Here is a 15325-nt window from a genome sequence, read left to right as displayed (position 1 = left end):
CTTGAACAGCAGTTTACAGCGATGTTGAAAAACAAAACACCAAAATATCGTCAGTTTGCCTTACCATTTTCGACCATGACCCCGCCCCCTCTCCTGCCCGATGACCGCTGGCGCGCTGGCCACCTGGGTCGCCTGCTGGGCCATGCGTTGCGCCGCTTTGACGAGCGCGTGCTGCACCTGATGGCGCACGACCCCCATGTGCCGCTGGCGTTGTCCCATCTGGCGGCGCGCGCGCAGGTCGGGGCGGCCCACATCCACATCACCCGCCACCTCGGCCTGCAGGGCTCGCGCCTGACCGAGCTGGCGCGGCTGGCCGGCATGAGCAAGCAGGCCATGGGCGACCTGGTGACGCAGTGCGACGCCTGGGGCCTGGTGCGGCGCGAGGCCGACCCACTGGACGCCCGGGCCCGGCGCATCGTGTTCACCGACACCGGCCTGCTCTGGCTGGAGGCGTTCAGGCGGGCCGTGGCACAGGCCGAATCGGAATTCCGCGCCCAGGTCGGCGACGAGGTGGCCACCGTGGTGGCGCTCGGCCTGGAGGCCTACGGCTCGGAAGCGGCGGAGCCCGTCCGGCGCCAGCTCCGGTGAAACACGCCCGCGCCGGGCTGCGCTCGTCACCCCCTCGAAGGGGACAGGCCCGACCAAGCCGCTTTCACGCCGCCCCCGGCTTGTGCGTCGTTTCATGCGCAGCGGGTGATGCCCTGGCGGCATGGAGAACTAAAATGGACCGATCCCCTTTGGCCGGCATGGGGCACACGCCGCGGAACGCGTCCGAACCGGCCCGTCCGACCCGATAACAAGGCGCTCGCGCCCGCTCCCCAGGAGACCTTCATGCGCATCCTGATTGCCGAAGACGACCAGGTCCTGGCCGATGGCCTGCTGCGCAGTCTGCGAGCGGCCGGCGCGGCGGTGGACCATGTGGCCAGTGGCAGCGAGGCCGACGCGGCCCTGATGACGAACAACGAGTTCGACCTGCTGATCCTCGACCTGGGCCTGCCCAAGCTGCACGGGCTGGAGGTGCTCAAGCGCCTGCGCTCGCGCGGTTCGGCGCTGCCGGTGCTGATCCTGACCGCGGCCGACAGCATCGAGGAACGCGTCAAGGGCCTGGACTACGGCGCCGACGACTACATGGCCAAACCGTTTTCGCTGCAGGAACTCGAAGCGCGGGTGCGCGCGCTCACGCGCCGCGGCATGGGCGGCAGCACCAACACCATCAAGCACGGCCCGCTGGAATACGACCAGGCCGGCCGCGTGGCCACCATCGACGGCAAGATGATCGAGCTCTCGGCGCGTGAGCTCGGCCTGCTCGAAGTGCTGCTGCAGCGCGCCGGGCGGCTGGTGAGCAAGGACCAGCTGGTCGAGCGCCTGTGCGAGTGGGGCGAAGAGGTGAGCAACAACGCCATCGAGGTCTACATCCACCGGCTGCGCAAGAAGATCGAAAAGGGGCCGATCCGCATCGCCACCGTGCGCGGCCTGGGCTATTGCCTTGAGAAGATCTGATCCCCCCTGCGCCGGGCTTGCAGCCCGTCACCCCCCTGGGGGGGGCGGCACCTGTGGCCCGGCGAAGCCGGTTCCACGGTGCCCTGGGTTCGGACACTTCGCGCCGCGTCGGTCTGCGTTGAAACGTTGCGGCTGACATGTCCGAAGACAACAAACAGGACAGCGGCCCGGTGTCCTTCGGCTTGTTCCAGCGTGAGCAGCGCAGCCTGTTCGGCGAGATCCTGGACTGGATGCTCACGCCACTGCTGCTGCTGTGGCCGCTGTCGCTGGCGCTGACCTGGTTCGTCGCGCAGGGCATTGCCAGCAAGCCCTTCGACCGCGCCCTCGAATTCAACCTGCAGGCGCTCACGCAGTTCGTGGTCAGCAACGATGGCCGGGTCACGTTCAACCTCACGCCGCAGGCGCGCGACCTGCTGCGCGCGGACGACAGCGATCTGGTCTATTACCAGGTGCTGGACCCGCGCGGCGAGCTCATCAGCGGCGAGAGCGATTTCCCGCTGCCGCGCGACAACGAAACCCCCGAACCCGGGCGGGTGCTGCTGCGCGACGACATCGTGCGCGGTGACGAGGTGCGGGTGGCCTACACCTGGCTCTCGCGCAACAACAGCATGCAGCGGCTGGTGCTGATGCAGGTGGCCGAAACCAAGGGCAAACGCTCCACGCTGGCCACCGAAATCATCAAGGGCGTGATGGTGCCGCAGTTCGTCATCCTGCCGCTGGCGGTGCTGCTGGTCTGGCTGGCGCTGGTGCGCGGCATCCGCCCGCTCAACGAGCTGGAGCAGCGCATCCGCGCGCGCAAGCCCGACGATCTGAGCCCGATCGAAGAGTCGTTCATCCCGCAGGAGGTGGCGCCGCTGGTCTCGTCCATCAACGACCTGCTGACGCGGCTGAAGACCTCGCTGACGACGCAGAAGCGCTTTCTGGCCGACGCGGCGCACCAGCTCAAGACCCCCCTGGCGGGCCTGCGCATGCAGGCCGAGCTGGCCCAACGCGAGACCGATCCGGTGGAGATCCGCGGCTCGCTGCAGCAGATCGCGCGCGCCAGCTCACGCGCCACCCACACGGTGAACCAGTTGCTGGCACTGGCGCGCGCCGAAACCACGGGCCGCACCCTGCCCAGCGGCACCGTGGACATGGCGCGGCTGGTCACGGACGTGGTGCGCGAATCGGTGCCACGCGCGCTGGAACACGGCATCGACCTGGGCTACGAGGGCCCCGAGCAGGTGCCCCAGGAATGCCTGATCGAAGGCAACCCGACCCTGCTCGAAGAAATGGTCCGCAACCTGGTGGACAACGCCATCAACTACGCAGGCCGGGGCGGGGTGGTCACGGCACGCATGCTGGTCGATCGCTTCAGCGGCGTGATGATTCTGCAGGTGGAAGACGACGGCCCGGGCATCCCGGAGAACGAGCGCGAGTTCGTGCTGCAGCCGTTCTACCGGGCGCTGGGCACCAATGTGGACGGCTCCGGCCTGGGGCTGGCCATCGTGCACGAAATCGCCCAGCAGCACGGCGCCACCGTGCACATGGACGACGCCCAGCCCGGCCGCCCCAACCCGGGGCTGCGGGCCTCGGTGCGGTTCGCGCCGCGCAGAACCACGCCGCAGGAGTAGGGCCGGTCGCTCAGCGCGGGTTATTCCAAGTGCTGGCCCACGATGCCGGCGATCTCGAACATCGTGACTTGGTCCTTGCCGAACACCGGGCGCAGCTTGGCGTCGGCGTTCACCCGGCGCTTGTCGGTCGCGTCCTGCAGGCCGTTGGCCTTGATGTAGTCCCACAGCTTCTTCACCACCTCGGGGCGCGAAACGGCGCCTTCGCCGATCACGGCCGCCAGCGCGGCGCTGGGCTGTTTGCCGCTGGCCGCGGTGGTCTTGCGTGGCGCCTTGGGGGTCTTCACCGCGGGCGTCTTCTTGGCCGCGGCTTTCTTGGCCGGCGCCGCCTTCTTCGCGGGCGCGGTCTTGCCCGTGGCCGCGCGCGCGGGTGCGCCGGCCGCCGTCTTGCGCGGCGGGAATTTGCTGGTGCGCGGCTCGAACTCGAAGTTCACCTTGCCCGCTTCCTTGTCCCAGGCCAGGAAGGCCTTGAAGGCGCGGCGTGTGCGCATGGAGACGAACTTGTCGAGCAGGTCGGTCTTGCCCGTGGCGAGCAACTTTTGCATCTGCTCGCGCGCCACCGGCTGCTGCAGGATGATCTTGCCGCTCTTGAAATCGCAGCTCGGCGTGGCCTGCGCCATGGTGGGCACAGACTTTTCGCAAACGTAGTTGGCGCCGTGCTCGTGCACCGCGCCGCCGCATTTGGGGCAGGCGCCCAGCGACTCGCTGCCGCTGAAATCGACCAGTTCGCCGGTCTCTTCGTTCTTCTTGTCGTCGCCGAAGTCGAATTCGAGCTTCCAGTTCTGGTCTTCTTCGCTGAACTTGATCACGATCTCGGCCACGAAAGGCCAGCCCGCCTTGGAGCGGAAACCTTCGAGCGGGCCGATCTTCTTGTCGCGCAGCAGGGTTTCGGCTTCTTCGGGCTCGAAGGTGCGGCCCGCCGGCGACTTGCCGAACGAGAAACCACAGCCTTCGCTGTTGCCGTCGGCCCCGGTGCAGCCGTAGCGGCGGTAGTTTTCCTTCACCACGCCGCCGCAGTTGGGGCAGGGCGTCTGCAGGGTGGCGTAGTTGCCGGGGATGGTGTCGCGGTCGTATTCCTTGGCCTTCTTCACCATGCGTTCGGTCATGGCGGCGATCTCGCCCATGAAGGCGGCGCGGCTGAGCTTGCCGTGCTCCATCTGGGCCAGCTTGTACTCCCACTCACCGGTGAGTTCGGGCTTGGACAGTTCTTCCACGCCCAGACCACGCAGCAGCGTCATGAGCTGGAAGGCCTTGGCGGTGGGGATGATCTCGCGGCCTTCGCGCAGCATGTATTTTTCGGTCAGCAGGCCTTCGATGATGGCCGCGCGCGTGGCCGGGGTGCCCAGGCCTTTTTCCTGCATCGCTTCGCGCAGCTCGTCGTCGTCCACCAGCTTGCCCGCGCCTTCCATGGCGCCCAGCAGCGTGGCTTCCGAATAACGCGCGGGCGGCTTGGTCTTCAGGCCTTTCGTCTCGACGGATTCGGTGCGCACAGTCTCGCCTTCGCGCACCGGCACCAGGTTCTGACCCTTGTCGCCCTCTTTCGCGTCGACCACGTCTTCGGCGGCCTCCTTGCCGTAGACCGCCATCCAGCCCGGCTTGACCAGCACCTTGCCTTCGGTCTTGAAGTGGTGACCGACCGCACTCGTGATCCGCGTGGTCACCATGAACTCGGCGCTGGGAAAGAACACCGCGAGGAAGCGACGCACCACCAGGTCGTACAGCTTCTGTTCGGCCTCGGACAGGCCGCTCGGTGCCTGCAAGGTCGGGATGATGGCGAAGTGGTCCGACACCTTGCTGTTGTCGAAGATGCGCTTGCTCGGGCGGATGTAGCCGCCGTCGAGCGCGGTCCGGGCATGTGGCGCCAGGTGCTTCATGCCGCTGCCGGCCAGCATCTCGAAGGTCTGCTTCACCGTGGGCAGGTAGTCCTCGGGCAGGGCGCGCGAATCGGTCCGCGGGTAGGTCAGGGCCTTGTGGCGCTCGTACAGGCTTTGCGCGAGCTGCAGCGTGGTCTTGGCCGAGAAACCGAAGCGGCCGTTGGCCTCACGCTGCAGGCTGGTCAGGTCGTACAGCAGGCCGCTGGCCTGGGTGGTGGGTTTGCTTTCTTCCTTGACGCTGGCGGCCTTGCCACGCACCGCGTCGGCAATGGCGAGCGCCTCGCGCTGGCTCCAGACGCGGTCGGCGCGCTGCTCCGGGTCGGCATCGTCGCCGGTGGGTTTCTTGAACGCGGGGTCGAACCACTTGCCCGGGTACTCGCCGGCCTCGGCCAGGAAGGAGCCGTGGATTTCCCAGTAGTCGCGGCTGCGGTGGGCGCGGATCTTCTCTTCGCGCTCGACCACGATGGACAGCGTGGGCGTCTGCACCCGACCCACCGTGGTGAGGAAGAAGCCGCCGTCGCGCGAGTTGAACGCCGTCATGGCGCGCGTGCCGTTGATGCCGACCATCCAGTCGGCCTCGGAGCGGCTGCGCGCCGCGTCGGCCAGGCCCTGCATCTGGGCGTCGCTGCGCAGGTGCTCGAAGCCGTCGCGGATCGCCGCGGGCGTCATGGACTGCAGCCACAGGCGCTGCACCGGCTTGCCCAGCGTCTGGTAGGCCCCGCCCTTGAAGCCGCCGGCGTACTGCTCGATCAGGCGGAAGATCAGTTCGCCCTCGCGGCCCGCGTCACAGGCGTTGATGAGGCGGGCCACGTCCTTGCGCTTGGCCAGGCGGACCACCGCGCTCAACCGCGACTTGGTCTTGTCGATCGGCTTCAATTCAAAGTAGGGCGGCAGCACCGGCAGGTGGGCAAAGCTCCATTTGCCGCGCTTGACGTCGAATTCCTCGGGCGCGGCGATCTCCACCAGGTGGCCCACGGCGGAGGTCACCACATAGGCGTCGTTTTCAAAATGATCGTCGTGCTTGTCGAACTTGCCCGCCACCGGGGTGAGCGCTCGCACGATGTCCTGAGCCACGGAGGGCTTCTCGGCGATGACCAGCGTTTTGGCGAAACCTTCGGTTTTCATCTCTACAATCAACTTTCACGCGCGCATACACGCGCACACATGGGTACGCACACACACGCGCGCACCTGCATGAAACAACCTTACCAAAATTTTTGGACGTGACGAAAACCACTGGTTTCGCTGAAAGCCCGCGCCCGTCGCGCCCCGCGCCCGCCGCGAAGAAGCCCGCTTCGGGCAGCCGCCGCATCCAGACGCGCCGCTCCGGCGTGCACGGCAAGGGCGTCTACGCCGTGGTGGACCTGGCCGAGGGTGAGACCCTGATCGAATACGTGGGCGAGATCATCACCTGGGACGAGGCGCTGCGCCGCCACCCGCACGACCCGAGCGACCCGAACCACACCTTCTATTTCCACATCGACGAAGACCACGTGATCGACGCCAAGGTGGGCGGCAACTCCTCGCGCTGGATCAACCACAGCTGCAACCCCAACTGCGAAGCCGAGGTGGACGACGGCCGGGTGTTCATCCGGGCCCAGCGCAACATCGCCGCGGGCGAAGAGCTGTTCTACGACTACGGCCTGGTGATCGACGAGCCCTACACGCCCAAGCTCAAGGCCGAGTACCCCTGCTGGTGCGGCGCGCCCCGCTGCCGCGGCACGCTGCTGGCGCCGAAGCGGGCCGGCAAAGCGTCGAAGCTAGGATGACCCCCCTGCGCCGCTTCGCGTCTTCCCCCCTGAGGGGGGACAACACCTGCGCCCCGGCAAAGCCGGTTGCGCGGTGTTCTGGTCTGAAGGCACTTCGCGCCCATGTCTGACCTGCTCGCTCACGTCGAAGCCGTCTGGCAGGCGGTTGTGCCCGATCTGCCGGGTTTCACCGTCGAGGTGCTGCCCAGCATCGATTCCACCAACACCGAGCTCATGCGCCGCGCGCGCGCCGGCGCCATGGAGCCGGTGCTGCTGGCCGCCGAGGAGCAGACCGCCGGGCGCGGGCGCCTGGGCAAGGCCTGGCACAGCCGCGCCGGCCAGTCGCTCACCTTCTCGCTGGCCCTACCGCTGGCCCCGGCCGACTGGTCCGGGCTGTCGCTGGCCGTGGGCGTGAGCCTGGCGCAGAGCCTGCACCCCGACGTGCAACTGAAATGGCCCAACGACCTCTGGCTGCACGAACGCAAGCTCGGCGGCATCCTGGTGGAAACCGCCAGCAACGGCACCGAAAGCACCGGGCCGCGGCGGCTGGTGGTGATCGGTGTGGGCATCAACATCGCCCGGCCCGAGGCCGCTGCCGTGAGCGCCCTGGCCAGCCCCGGCGCGGCGCTGCCGCCCGTGCCACCGGCCGGACTGGCCGAGGTGCTGGTCGGGCTCACTGCGGGCGAGGTGCTCGAACGGGTGGCCCCGGCGCTGGTGCGCGACGTGCTGGCCTTTGAATCCCAGGGCTTTGCCGCGTTTGCGCAGCGCTTCGCCCAGCGCGACGCGCTGCACGGCCGCGCGGTGCAGCTCACCGACGGCACCCAGGGGTCGGCCTGCGGCGTCAACGAGCAGGGCGCCCTGCTGGTGCTGACCGACCAGGGCATGCGCACCATCAACAGCTCGGAAGTGAGCGTGCGGCCATGCTGAGGTGGGCGCTGTGGTTGCTGCTGGTGTCCAACGCGGGCTACTTCGCCTGGACCCAGGGCTATCTGGGAGCGCTGGGTCTGGCGCCCCAGGAACAGCGTGAACCCGAACGCCTGCAGGGGCAGGTGCAACCCGACATGCTGCGCCTGCTCAACGGGCCGCGCGCGGTGTCGCCGCTGAACCCGGCCGCCACAACAGCGCCCAGCCCGGAGGCCGCGACCCCGGATGCCGGGGCGCCCGCCACACCGTCCGAACCCGTCGCGGCGCCGGCCAACGAGACCGCGCCACCGGCCAGCCCATCCACACCACCGCCCGTTCCCGCGCCGGCCCCCGTGGCCCAGGCACCGGAGGCCACGGCCTGCTGGCAGGCCGGTGGCTTCACCGAGGCCCAGACCGAGGCGCTGCGCGGTTCTCTGGGCCAGCTCGACCTGCCACGCAACGGCTGGCAGTTCAACGAAGCCCGCAGCGGCGGGCGCTGGATCGTCTACATGGGCCGCTACGACAACCAGGAACAGGTGGAACGCAAGAAGGCCGAGTTGCGGGAGCTGAAGGTGGCGTTCCGCGAGTTGTCCGCGGCCGGCCTGGGCCCCGGCCTGGCCCTGGGCACCTATTCCAGCGAAGCCGCGGCCGAGAAGGCCCTGGAGGCCGTCGTGCGCACCGGCGTGCGCACGGCCCGGATCGCGCAGGAGCGCGCCGAGTCGGTCAGTTACACACTGCGCCTGCCCCGCATCACCCCCACGCAACGCGACGCCGTGGCCGGGCTGGGCGCCCTGCTCGCGGGCAAACCGCTCAAGCGCTGCAACTGAGACGGCGGCGCTCAGCCAGCCACCGCCACCGGCTGGGCACGCACTCGCTGGGCCTCGAACCAGTCCAGCGCGTCGTTCCACAGGGGCCGGGCTTTCGGACGGAAGTAGCCCATGTGGCCGATGGCCCCCAGACCGGCGCGGCGCGGGTCGATGCTCACGGCGCGCACCTCGGTGTTGCGGTAGCCGGCCATGAAGGCGTCGCGCGAGGCCGGCGGCGCCCAGGCGTCGTCGAGCGCGTTGACCGCCACGATGGGGAAACGCACGTCGGCGAAGCGCTCGGTGACGGCCTGCATGCGCGGGTCGTCGAAGAAATAACGCGGGTAGTTGCACCACCGTCGCCACTGGCGGTACACGTCCAGCGGCAGGTCTTCGCCCATGCCCAGCCGGCTCCAGGGCAGGTAGCCCGCCGCACGCGTCCACACCGGCCCGAGCACGCGCCACATGAAGAGCACGCGCAGGCGCTCCAGCGGCGGCATCCAGCCGTGCCAGCCGGCGCCGGTGGCGAAGGTGTAGGCGCCGTCCACCGCGCCGGGGTCGGGCAGCAGCCCCAGCGCATGGCCGCCGTAGGAGTGGCCGACCAGGTACAGCGGCATGCCGTCCTGGCGCATGGCCTCGACGCCAGCGGCCAGATCGAGCCGGCCCCAGTCCAGGTAGTCCATGCGGAAACCCTTGAGCGTGGCCGGGGCCGACTGGCCGATGCCCCGGTAGTCCAGGGTGAGCACGTCGAAGCCGCGTTGCGCCGCGTGCTCGGCGAAGCGCCGGTAGAAGCCCTGAGGCACGCCGGTGGCACCGCCCACCACCAGGTGCGCGCGCGGAGGCGTGGCGCTTCTGAAACGGTGGGCCACCAGCGGGTAGCCATCGGCCGCGCGCAGGCTCAGGCGTTCACCGGTGACGGGTGCCGCCGGGGTATCCAGATCGACAGAGGGGTGCATGGGATCAGACTCCTTGAGGATGGGCGACCGCGCCGGGCGGGCGCGCCGACAGCAGGGCCAGCAGGCTCGTCGTGGCCTGCTGGATCGGTTCGCTGCTCTGCGCCACGCGGGCCTGCAGTAGGCCGCCTTCGTAGGCGGCCACGATGAGGGCGGCCAGGCCCTGCGCCTGGACGCGTGGCTCGCCCGCCAGCTCCAGCGCCTGAGCGATGCGCTCGCGCACCCGGGTGAACGCCCGGGCCAGCGCTTCGCGCAGCGCGGCGTCCTGGGCGGTGCTCTCCAGCGCCACCGTGGCCAGCGGGCAGCCGGACTCGAAACCGCTGTCCTGCAGCCGGGCGGTGGCGCCGGCAAGCCAGCGGCGCAGGGCGTCGAGCGGGTCGGGTGTGGCGGCCAGCAGGGCGTCGAGCCCGCGCAGCATGCGGTCCACCACCGCGTCGATCGCCGCGATCGCCAGCTCGGTCTTGCCGCCGGGGAAGTGGTGGTAGAGCACGCCCTTGGGCGCGCCGGCCTGCTGCAGCAACTCGGTCAGACCGACGCCGTGCAGGCCACGGCGGCGCAGCGCGTCGGTCATGGCGGCGACGAGGCGTTCGCGGGTGCCTGGGGTGGACATTTCGGACATGGGGCAAATCTATAGACCGGTCGGTCTAGTGTCAAGCACCCGGCTGTCACCTCGGTTCACGGGCCCCGATGCACACCCGTTGCCCAACAAAAAAGCGCCCGAAGGCGCTTATTCAGTGGCGCGAGTTGGGCAAGGGCTTACTTGACCACTACGCACACCTATTTCGACAAGAAGTGCTTATCTTTTGGTTTTTGCCCGCCCGATGAATTTGTTTCAACTTTGACTCGTTCGGTGGGTGCATTTGGCTTTGGAAATGATGCTGATGCAACCTTCGTGGACTCTTGCATCCAAGTGGGCCATTTGCTAATGTTTCTCTGTGATGAAGTGAACTGATTAAAAAAGCTCCTAAGAGAAATTTCATCCATGCCTATCTCCTTGTGGTCGCTGCAATCGGGATTGTTTCACGAATAGTTATCTCTTCAACCATTAAATATGTCAGGATAATTCGCTTAATTCTGGGTTCATTAGAAATATCTTCTATATCAAGAACTTTACCATTTACTGTTTTACGAGAATTCAGCGCTTGGAAAAAGTCCATATACTTTCTAGGGGCAACACCAACAAAAGCCTTAAAATTTACCTTGCTATGGGATGGCTCCTGCGGCTCCACGCTCACCGAATCTGAATATAGTTCACGCGTTCGACTCTTTTCATAAGGCTCAATAAACACTACTTCATCCAATCCAGCCGCAACGATATGCCTAGCGCAGATATGGCATGGAAAAGTGGTACAAAAAAGACGACCTTGCAATACTGAAACACCTCTCCTAGCCGCTTCAGAGATAGCAGCTGCTTCTGCATGGACCGCTCTCCCAAATTCAATAACATCAAACACAAGGGAACTCTTGAGAAAAGCTTGATCGCCAAACAGTGATTTGTCAACCAAGGCTTTGTTCGATTGTGTTTGAATTGCAGGAGAAAGCCACTTCTTCTCCTTCAAATGAAGAAATAAGTCCTCAAGAATATCTGCTTTAGCCTGCACATTTGCATCATGCCCCAACTCAAAATCACGCTTTGGAATCTCATCATCCTCCCAATACAGTCCTCCTCCCGATTTTGGAACCTCATTGCAACCAGTTGACAAAATCGCACCATCATTGTCAACAATGGCCGCCCCGACCTGCCGAGACAAATCCAATGATCTCAACGCTGCCGCTTGAGCAAAAAACATACCTTGCTCGTCTTTGCTGGGAGATATATATGGATAACCAAAAGTTAATTTAATCAATCGAAGAATGTTTCTGTCTATTTCAGCTTTTGATTCGACTGTAATGAAATAGTCAGCCAATGGGAAAGTCTTCCCCATCCGTTGCCCACGCTTCCGGCCTTCTTCTTCATAATCTCTCTCAACAAGCTCAACTGCATTTTCGGCGGCCTTCTTGCTTCCTGATGTAGATGGCTTTAGCCGCCGCGTCAAGTCATCAATTCGACTCTGCCTCGGAGAATAGACCGAAATTAGTGTAAATGCCTTCCCATAAATTAGCCGAAACAATTCAACTTCTTCAGGGCGCTTAAACGAACTAACAATATAGGCTGTTCGCTCTCTTGGTTTATATTCGCTGCCCGTAGCCTCTTTTCTCTTCGAACGTATTCTTGCCACTCCAAGGCGTCCAACAATATCGTCCTGGCCAGTTTTCTCTCTCAGGCTAGTGCCACTCTCCATCAAGGATTTAATCCTGCTGTATTCACTTGAAGAGGCTGGACCAGTGGATTTCCCCAATGTCAAATACGGGGTTATTAGTTCGCTTAATCTAATAAATTCCGCATTATAGTTAACAGTTTTCAACTGCGCCCTTAGGCTGTCATTCACTTTACTTAAATCCACTCCCGTGGGCGCCACCAATCCAAAAACGAGCTCGATTCCTTCGCCATTTGCCTCCAAATTAAAGGGCGTTGCGTGCTCCTCATTCTGTTTTGATCGGTTGATTTTTTGTTTATCTTCCATTTTCACTACACTACTCCCCGGCGCACACCAATAGACATGCAGCAAACTCTAGCCGTTATTTATCTTAAGTCAATGGTGAATTTACCAACACGCTACCATTTAGTGAATCAGCCCGGCATAGGTCTGCAGCCGTGGGATCAGATCAAAAACAAAGGGCGCCCGGGGCGCCCTTTGTTACTAAAACCCTGTCTGGAAGCTTACTTGGCCACGACGCGCGCCATCTCCAGGCACTTGTTGGAGTAGCCCCACTCGTTGTCGTACCAGGCCACGACCTTGACGAAGGTGCTGTCCAGCGCGATGCCGGCGTCGGCGTCGAACACCGAGGTGCAGGTCTCGCCACGGAAGTCGGTCGCCACCACCTTGTCGGTGGTGTAGCCCAGCACGCCCTTCAGGGCGCCTTCGCTCTGGGCCTTCATTTCGGCGCAGATCTCGGCGTAGCTGGCTTCGCTGTTGAGTTCCACGGTCAGGTCGACCACGGAGACGTCGGAGGTCGGCACGCGGAAGCTCATGCCGGTGAGCTTTTTGTTCAGCTCGGGGATCACCACGCCCACGGCCTTGGCAGCACCCGTGCTGCTGGGGATGATGTTTTCCAGGATGCCGCGGCCACCGCGCCAGTCTTTGTTGGACGGGCCGTCCACGGTCTTCTGGGTGGCGGTGGCGGCGTGCACGGTGGTCATCAGGCCGCGCTTGATGCCCCACTTGTCGTTCAAGACCTTGGCCACGGGGGCCAGGCAGTTGGTGGTGCAGCTGGCGTTGGAGATGATGGCTTGGCCGGCGTAGGTGGTGTGGTTCACGCCGTAGACGAACATGGGGGTGTCGTCCTTGGAGGGGGCGGAGAGGATGACCTTCTTGGCGCCGGCGTCCAGGTGTTTCTGGGCCGTGACCTTGTCGAGGAACAGGCCGGTGGACTCGATGACCACGTCGGCGCCGACGTCGGCCCACTTGAGGTTGGCCGGGTCACGCTCTTGCGTCAGGCGGATGGTCTTGCCATTGACGACGATGTTGCCGCCCTCGACCTTGACCGTGCCCTTGAAGCGGCCGTGCACGCTGTCGTACTGGAGCATGTAGGCCAGGTAGTCGGGTTCGAGCAGGTCGTTGATGGCAACGATCTCGATGTCCGGGAAGTTCTGGATCGCGCTGCGCAGCACGTTGCGACCGATGCGGCCGAAACCGTTGATACCGACTTTGATAGCCATGTCCTCTGCTCCTGTGGATGGATGAAAAAGAAAAAAGAAACCGAAACTCGCTTACTTGGCCAGCACAGTGCGCACCGTGTCGGCCACGTTGCCGGCGGTGAAGCCGAAGTGCTCGAACAGCACCGGCGCCGGGGCGGACTCGCCGTAGGTGTCGAGGCCGACGACCGCGGCCACGCCGTATTTCCACCAGCCGTCGGTGGAGCCCATTTCCACCGCGATGCGCGGCAGGCCCTTGGGCAATACGCTCGCCTTGTAGGCCGCGTCCTGGCGGTCGAAGGTGGTGGTGCTGGGCATGGAAACCACGCGCACCGCGATCTTGTGTTCCTTGGCCAGCAGCTCCTGCGCCTTGAGCGCGAGCTGCACTTCGGAACCGGTGGCGATGATCACCGCCTGGGCCTTTTTCTTCAGCCCCACCTCGGTCGGCTCGGCCAGCACGTAGGCGCCGCGGCTGATGTCGCCCAGGTCGTGTTTGGGCGCGTAGGCCAGGTTCTGGCGGCTCAGCAGCAGCGCGGTCGGCTTGTGGCTGTTTTGCAGGGCCACGGCCCAGGCCACGGCGGTTTCGGCCGTGTCGGCCGGGCGCCAGACGTCCAGGTTGGGGATCAGGCGCAGGCTGGCGGCGTGTTCGACCGACTGGTGCGTCGGACCGTCTTCGCCCAGGCCGATGGAGTCGTGCGTGAACACGTGGATCACGCGCTGCTTCATCAGCGCTGCCATGCGGATCGCGTTGCGGCTGTAGTCACTGAACGTGAGGAAGGTGCCGCCGTAGGGGATGAAACCACCGTGCAGGGCCACGCCGTTCATGATCGCGGCCATGCCGAATTCGCGCACGCCGTAGTTGATGTGGCGGCCACCCTGGCCGGCCTCGGTCTTCACCACGTTGCCCGCCAGATCAAAGCGCAGGCTGGGCGTGGACTTGGTGTTGGTGAGGTTGGAGCCGGTCAGGTCGGCCGAACCGCCGAGCAGCTCGGGCAGAGCGGCGGTGAAGGTTTCCAGCGCGATCTGGCTGGCCTTGCGGCTGGCCACGGTCTCGGCCTTGGTGTGGGCGGCGAGCACGGCGTCCACGGCGACCTGGTGGAACTGCTTGGGCAGCTCGCCCTTCATGCGGCGGGTGAATTCCTTGGCCAGCTCGGGGAAGGCGGCCTTGTAGGTGGCGAACTGCGCGTCCCAGGCGGCCTCGGTGGTCTTGCCGGCGGCCTTGGCGTCCCAGGCGGCGTACACGTCTTTCGGGACCGCGAACGGCGCGTGGCTCCAGCCCAGGGCCTCGCGGGTGAGCTTGATTTCTTCGGCACCCAGCGGCTCGCCGTGGGCCTTGGCGGTGTTGGCGCGGTTCGGGCTGCCCTTGCCGATGCTGGTCTTGCAGCAGATCAGCGTGGGTTTGTCGACGCAGTTCTTGGCGGCGGCAATGGCGCGGTCCACGGCGTCCACGTCGTGGCCGTCCACGGCGCGGATCACGTTCCAGCCATAGGCCTCAAAGCGCTTGGGCGTGTCGTCGATGAACCAGGGCGCGACCTGGCCGTCGATGGAGATGCCGTTGTCGTCGTAGAGGGCGATCAGCTTGTTGAGCTTCCAGGCGCCGGCGAGCGCACAGGCTTCGTGGCTGATGCCTTCCATCAGGCAGCCGTCGCCCAGGAAGGTGAAGGTGTGGTGGTCCACGATGGCGTGGCCTTCGCGGTTGAACTCGGCCGCCAGCAGCTTCTCGGCCAGCGCCATGCCCACCGCGTTGCTGATGCCCTGGCCCAGCGGGCCGGTGGTGGTTTCCACGCCGGGCGTGTGGCCGACTTCGGGGTGGCCCGCGGTCTTGCTGCCGAGCTGGCGGAAGTTCTTCAGTTCACCGATGGGCAGCTTGTAGCCGGTCAGGTGCAGCAGCGCGTAGATCAGCATGGAGCCGTGGCCGTTGGACAGCACGAAGCGGTCGCGGTTGGCCCACTGCGGGTTGGTGGGGTTGTGGCGCAGGTGGCGGCCCCACAGGGCGACCGCCATGTCGGCCATGCCCATGGGGGCGCCGGGGTGGCCGGAGTTGGCGGCCTGCACCGCGTCCATGGCGAGCGCGCGGATGGCGTTGGCCTGGGTCTGGGGCGACACACCGGGGGCGGCGACTGGGGCGGGGCTGGTGGGGGTGTTGGCGGCGTCGAGCATGGGGGGAACCGGAGGGTGGGGGGATGGCGGCGCGAAAG

The 15325-nt window shown here is 65.4% G+C and carries 12 protein-coding genes; 6 read left to right on the top strand and 6 right to left on the bottom strand.

The window, feature by feature from the left end; genetic code table 11:
• The first annotated feature begins 75 nt into the window (after positions 1–75).
• From AC07YZ_RS20225 to AC07YZ_RS20215, 3 genes are all read left to right on the top strand, one after another.
• A complete protein-coding gene (locus tag AC07YZ_RS20225) occupies positions 76–588 on the top strand; it encodes a MarR family winged helix-turn-helix transcriptional regulator (RefSeq protein WP_494796078.1) in 513 nt (170 codons plus the stop codon).
• A 243-nt stretch (positions 589–831) separates the two neighbouring features.
• Positions 832–1500, top strand: a complete 669-nt coding sequence (locus AC07YZ_RS20220; protein ID WP_068176542.1) for a response regulator — start codon at positions 832–834, stop codon at positions 1498–1500.
• 137 nt (positions 1501–1637) lie between these two features.
• Complete coding sequence (locus AC07YZ_RS20215) at positions 1638–3113, top strand: sensor histidine kinase (protein WP_494796077.1); 1476 nt, start codon at positions 1638–1640, stop codon at positions 3111–3113.
• Positions 3114–3133: 20 nt separating this feature from the next.
• On the opposite strand, the gene AC07YZ_RS20210 is transcribed toward AC07YZ_RS20215, so the two are convergent.
• Complete coding sequence (locus AC07YZ_RS20210) at positions 3134–6109, bottom strand: DNA topoisomerase III (protein ID WP_494796076.1); 2976 nt, start codon at positions 6107–6109, stop codon at positions 3134–3136.
• Positions 6110–6207: 98 nt separating this feature from the next.
• Between AC07YZ_RS20210 and AC07YZ_RS20205 the strand changes: the two genes are divergently transcribed.
• From AC07YZ_RS20205 to AC07YZ_RS20195, 3 genes are all read left to right on the top strand, one after another.
• Positions 6208–6753 carry an SET domain-containing protein gene (locus AC07YZ_RS20205; RefSeq protein ID WP_226490492.1) on the top strand — a complete coding sequence of 182 codons (546 nt, stop codon included), beginning with the start codon at positions 6208–6210 and terminating at the stop codon, positions 6751–6753.
• A gap of 102 nt (positions 6754–6855) precedes the next feature.
• On the top strand, positions 6856–7659 hold the full coding sequence (locus tag AC07YZ_RS20200; RefSeq protein ID WP_494796075.1) for a biotin--[acetyl-CoA-carboxylase] ligase: 804 nt from the start codon (positions 6856–6858) through the stop codon (positions 7657–7659).
• The gene (locus tag AC07YZ_RS20195; protein WP_494796074.1) at positions 7653–8462 is read left to right on the top strand and encodes an SPOR domain-containing protein; all 810 of its coding nucleotides are present in this window, start codon (positions 7653–7655) and stop codon (positions 8460–8462) included. The genes AC07YZ_RS20200 and AC07YZ_RS20195 overlap by 7 nt, the downstream gene beginning before the upstream one ends.
• A gap of 11 nt (positions 8463–8473) precedes the next feature.
• Here the strand turns inward: AC07YZ_RS20195 and AC07YZ_RS20190 are convergent, their stop codons facing one another.
• The 5 genes from AC07YZ_RS20190 to tkt all read right to left on the bottom strand — a co-directional run bounded on the left by AC07YZ_RS20190 (position 8474) and on the right by tkt (position 15287).
• Entirely contained in the window at positions 8474–9394 is a 921-nt protein-coding gene (locus AC07YZ_RS20190; RefSeq protein WP_494796073.1) for an alpha/beta hydrolase family protein, read from the bottom strand.
• Between the two features lie 4 nt (positions 9395–9398).
• Positions 9399–10010 (bottom strand): TetR/AcrR family transcriptional regulator, encoded by a 612-nt coding sequence (locus AC07YZ_RS20185; protein WP_494796072.1) that lies wholly within the window; start codon positions 10008–10010, stop codon positions 9399–9401.
• Between the two features lie 367 nt (positions 10011–10377).
• Positions 10378–11955, bottom strand: a complete 1578-nt coding sequence (locus AC07YZ_RS20180; protein WP_494796177.1) for an anti-phage dCTP deaminase — start codon at positions 11953–11955, stop codon at positions 10378–10380.
• A gap of 197 nt (positions 11956–12152) precedes the next feature.
• Entirely contained in the window at positions 12153–13151 is a 999-nt protein-coding gene (gap, locus tag AC07YZ_RS20175) for a type I glyceraldehyde-3-phosphate dehydrogenase (RefSeq protein WP_494796071.1), read from the bottom strand.
• A 51-nt stretch (positions 13152–13202) separates the two neighbouring features.
• Positions 13203–15287, bottom strand: coding sequence for a transketolase (gene tkt, locus AC07YZ_RS20170; protein WP_494796070.1), 2085 nt, complete (start codon positions 15285–15287; stop codon positions 13203–13205).
• Positions 15288–15325 lie beyond the last annotated feature (38 nt).

The sequence above is a fragment of the Hydrogenophaga sp. GW101-3F08 genome (genome assembly GCF_059424585.1).
The sequence above is the reverse complement of the archived record's forward strand: the minus strand, read 5'-3'. Positions and strand labels throughout refer to the sequence as shown.

What these genes read in the sequence shown, in the direction of transcription:
- AC07YZ_RS20225 (WP_494796078.1), top strand. Translation starts at nt 76, where the DNA reads ATGACCCCGCCCCCTCTCCTGCCCGATGACCGCTGGCGCGCTGGCCAC.
- AC07YZ_RS20220 (WP_068176542.1), top strand. Translation starts at nt 832, where the DNA reads ATGCGCATCCTGATTGCCGAAGACGACCAGGTCCTGGCCGATGGCCTG.
- AC07YZ_RS20215 (WP_494796077.1), top strand. Translation starts at nt 1,638, where the DNA reads ATGTCCGAAGACAACAAACAGGACAGCGGCCCGGTGTCCTTCGGCTTG.
- AC07YZ_RS20210 (WP_494796076.1), bottom strand. Translation starts at nt 6,109, where the DNA reads ATGAAAACCGAAGGTTTCGCCAAAACGCTGGTCATCGCCGAGAAGCCC.
- AC07YZ_RS20200 (WP_494796075.1), top strand. Translation starts at nt 6,856, where the DNA reads ATGTCTGACCTGCTCGCTCACGTCGAAGCCGTCTGGCAGGCGGTTGTG.
- AC07YZ_RS20195 (WP_494796074.1), top strand. Translation starts at nt 7,653, where the DNA reads ATGCTGAGGTGGGCGCTGTGGTTGCTGCTGGTGTCCAACGCGGGCTAC.
- AC07YZ_RS20190 (WP_494796073.1), bottom strand. Translation starts at nt 9,394, where the DNA reads ATGCACCCCTCTGTCGATCTGGATACCCCGGCGGCACCCGTCACCGGT.
- AC07YZ_RS20185 (WP_494796072.1), bottom strand. Translation starts at nt 10,010, where the DNA reads ATGTCCGAAATGTCCACCCCAGGCACCCGCGAACGCCTCGTCGCCGCC.
- AC07YZ_RS20180 (WP_494796177.1), bottom strand. Translation starts at nt 11,955, where the DNA reads ATGGAAGATAAACAAAAAATCAACCGATCAAAACAGAATGAGGAGCAC.
- gap (WP_494796071.1), bottom strand. Translation starts at nt 13,151, where the DNA reads ATGGCTATCAAAGTCGGTATCAACGGTTTCGGCCGCATCGGTCGCAAC.
- tkt (WP_494796070.1), bottom strand. Translation starts at nt 15,287, where the DNA reads ATGCTCGACGCCGCCAACACCCCCACCAGCCCCGCCCCAGTCGCCGCC.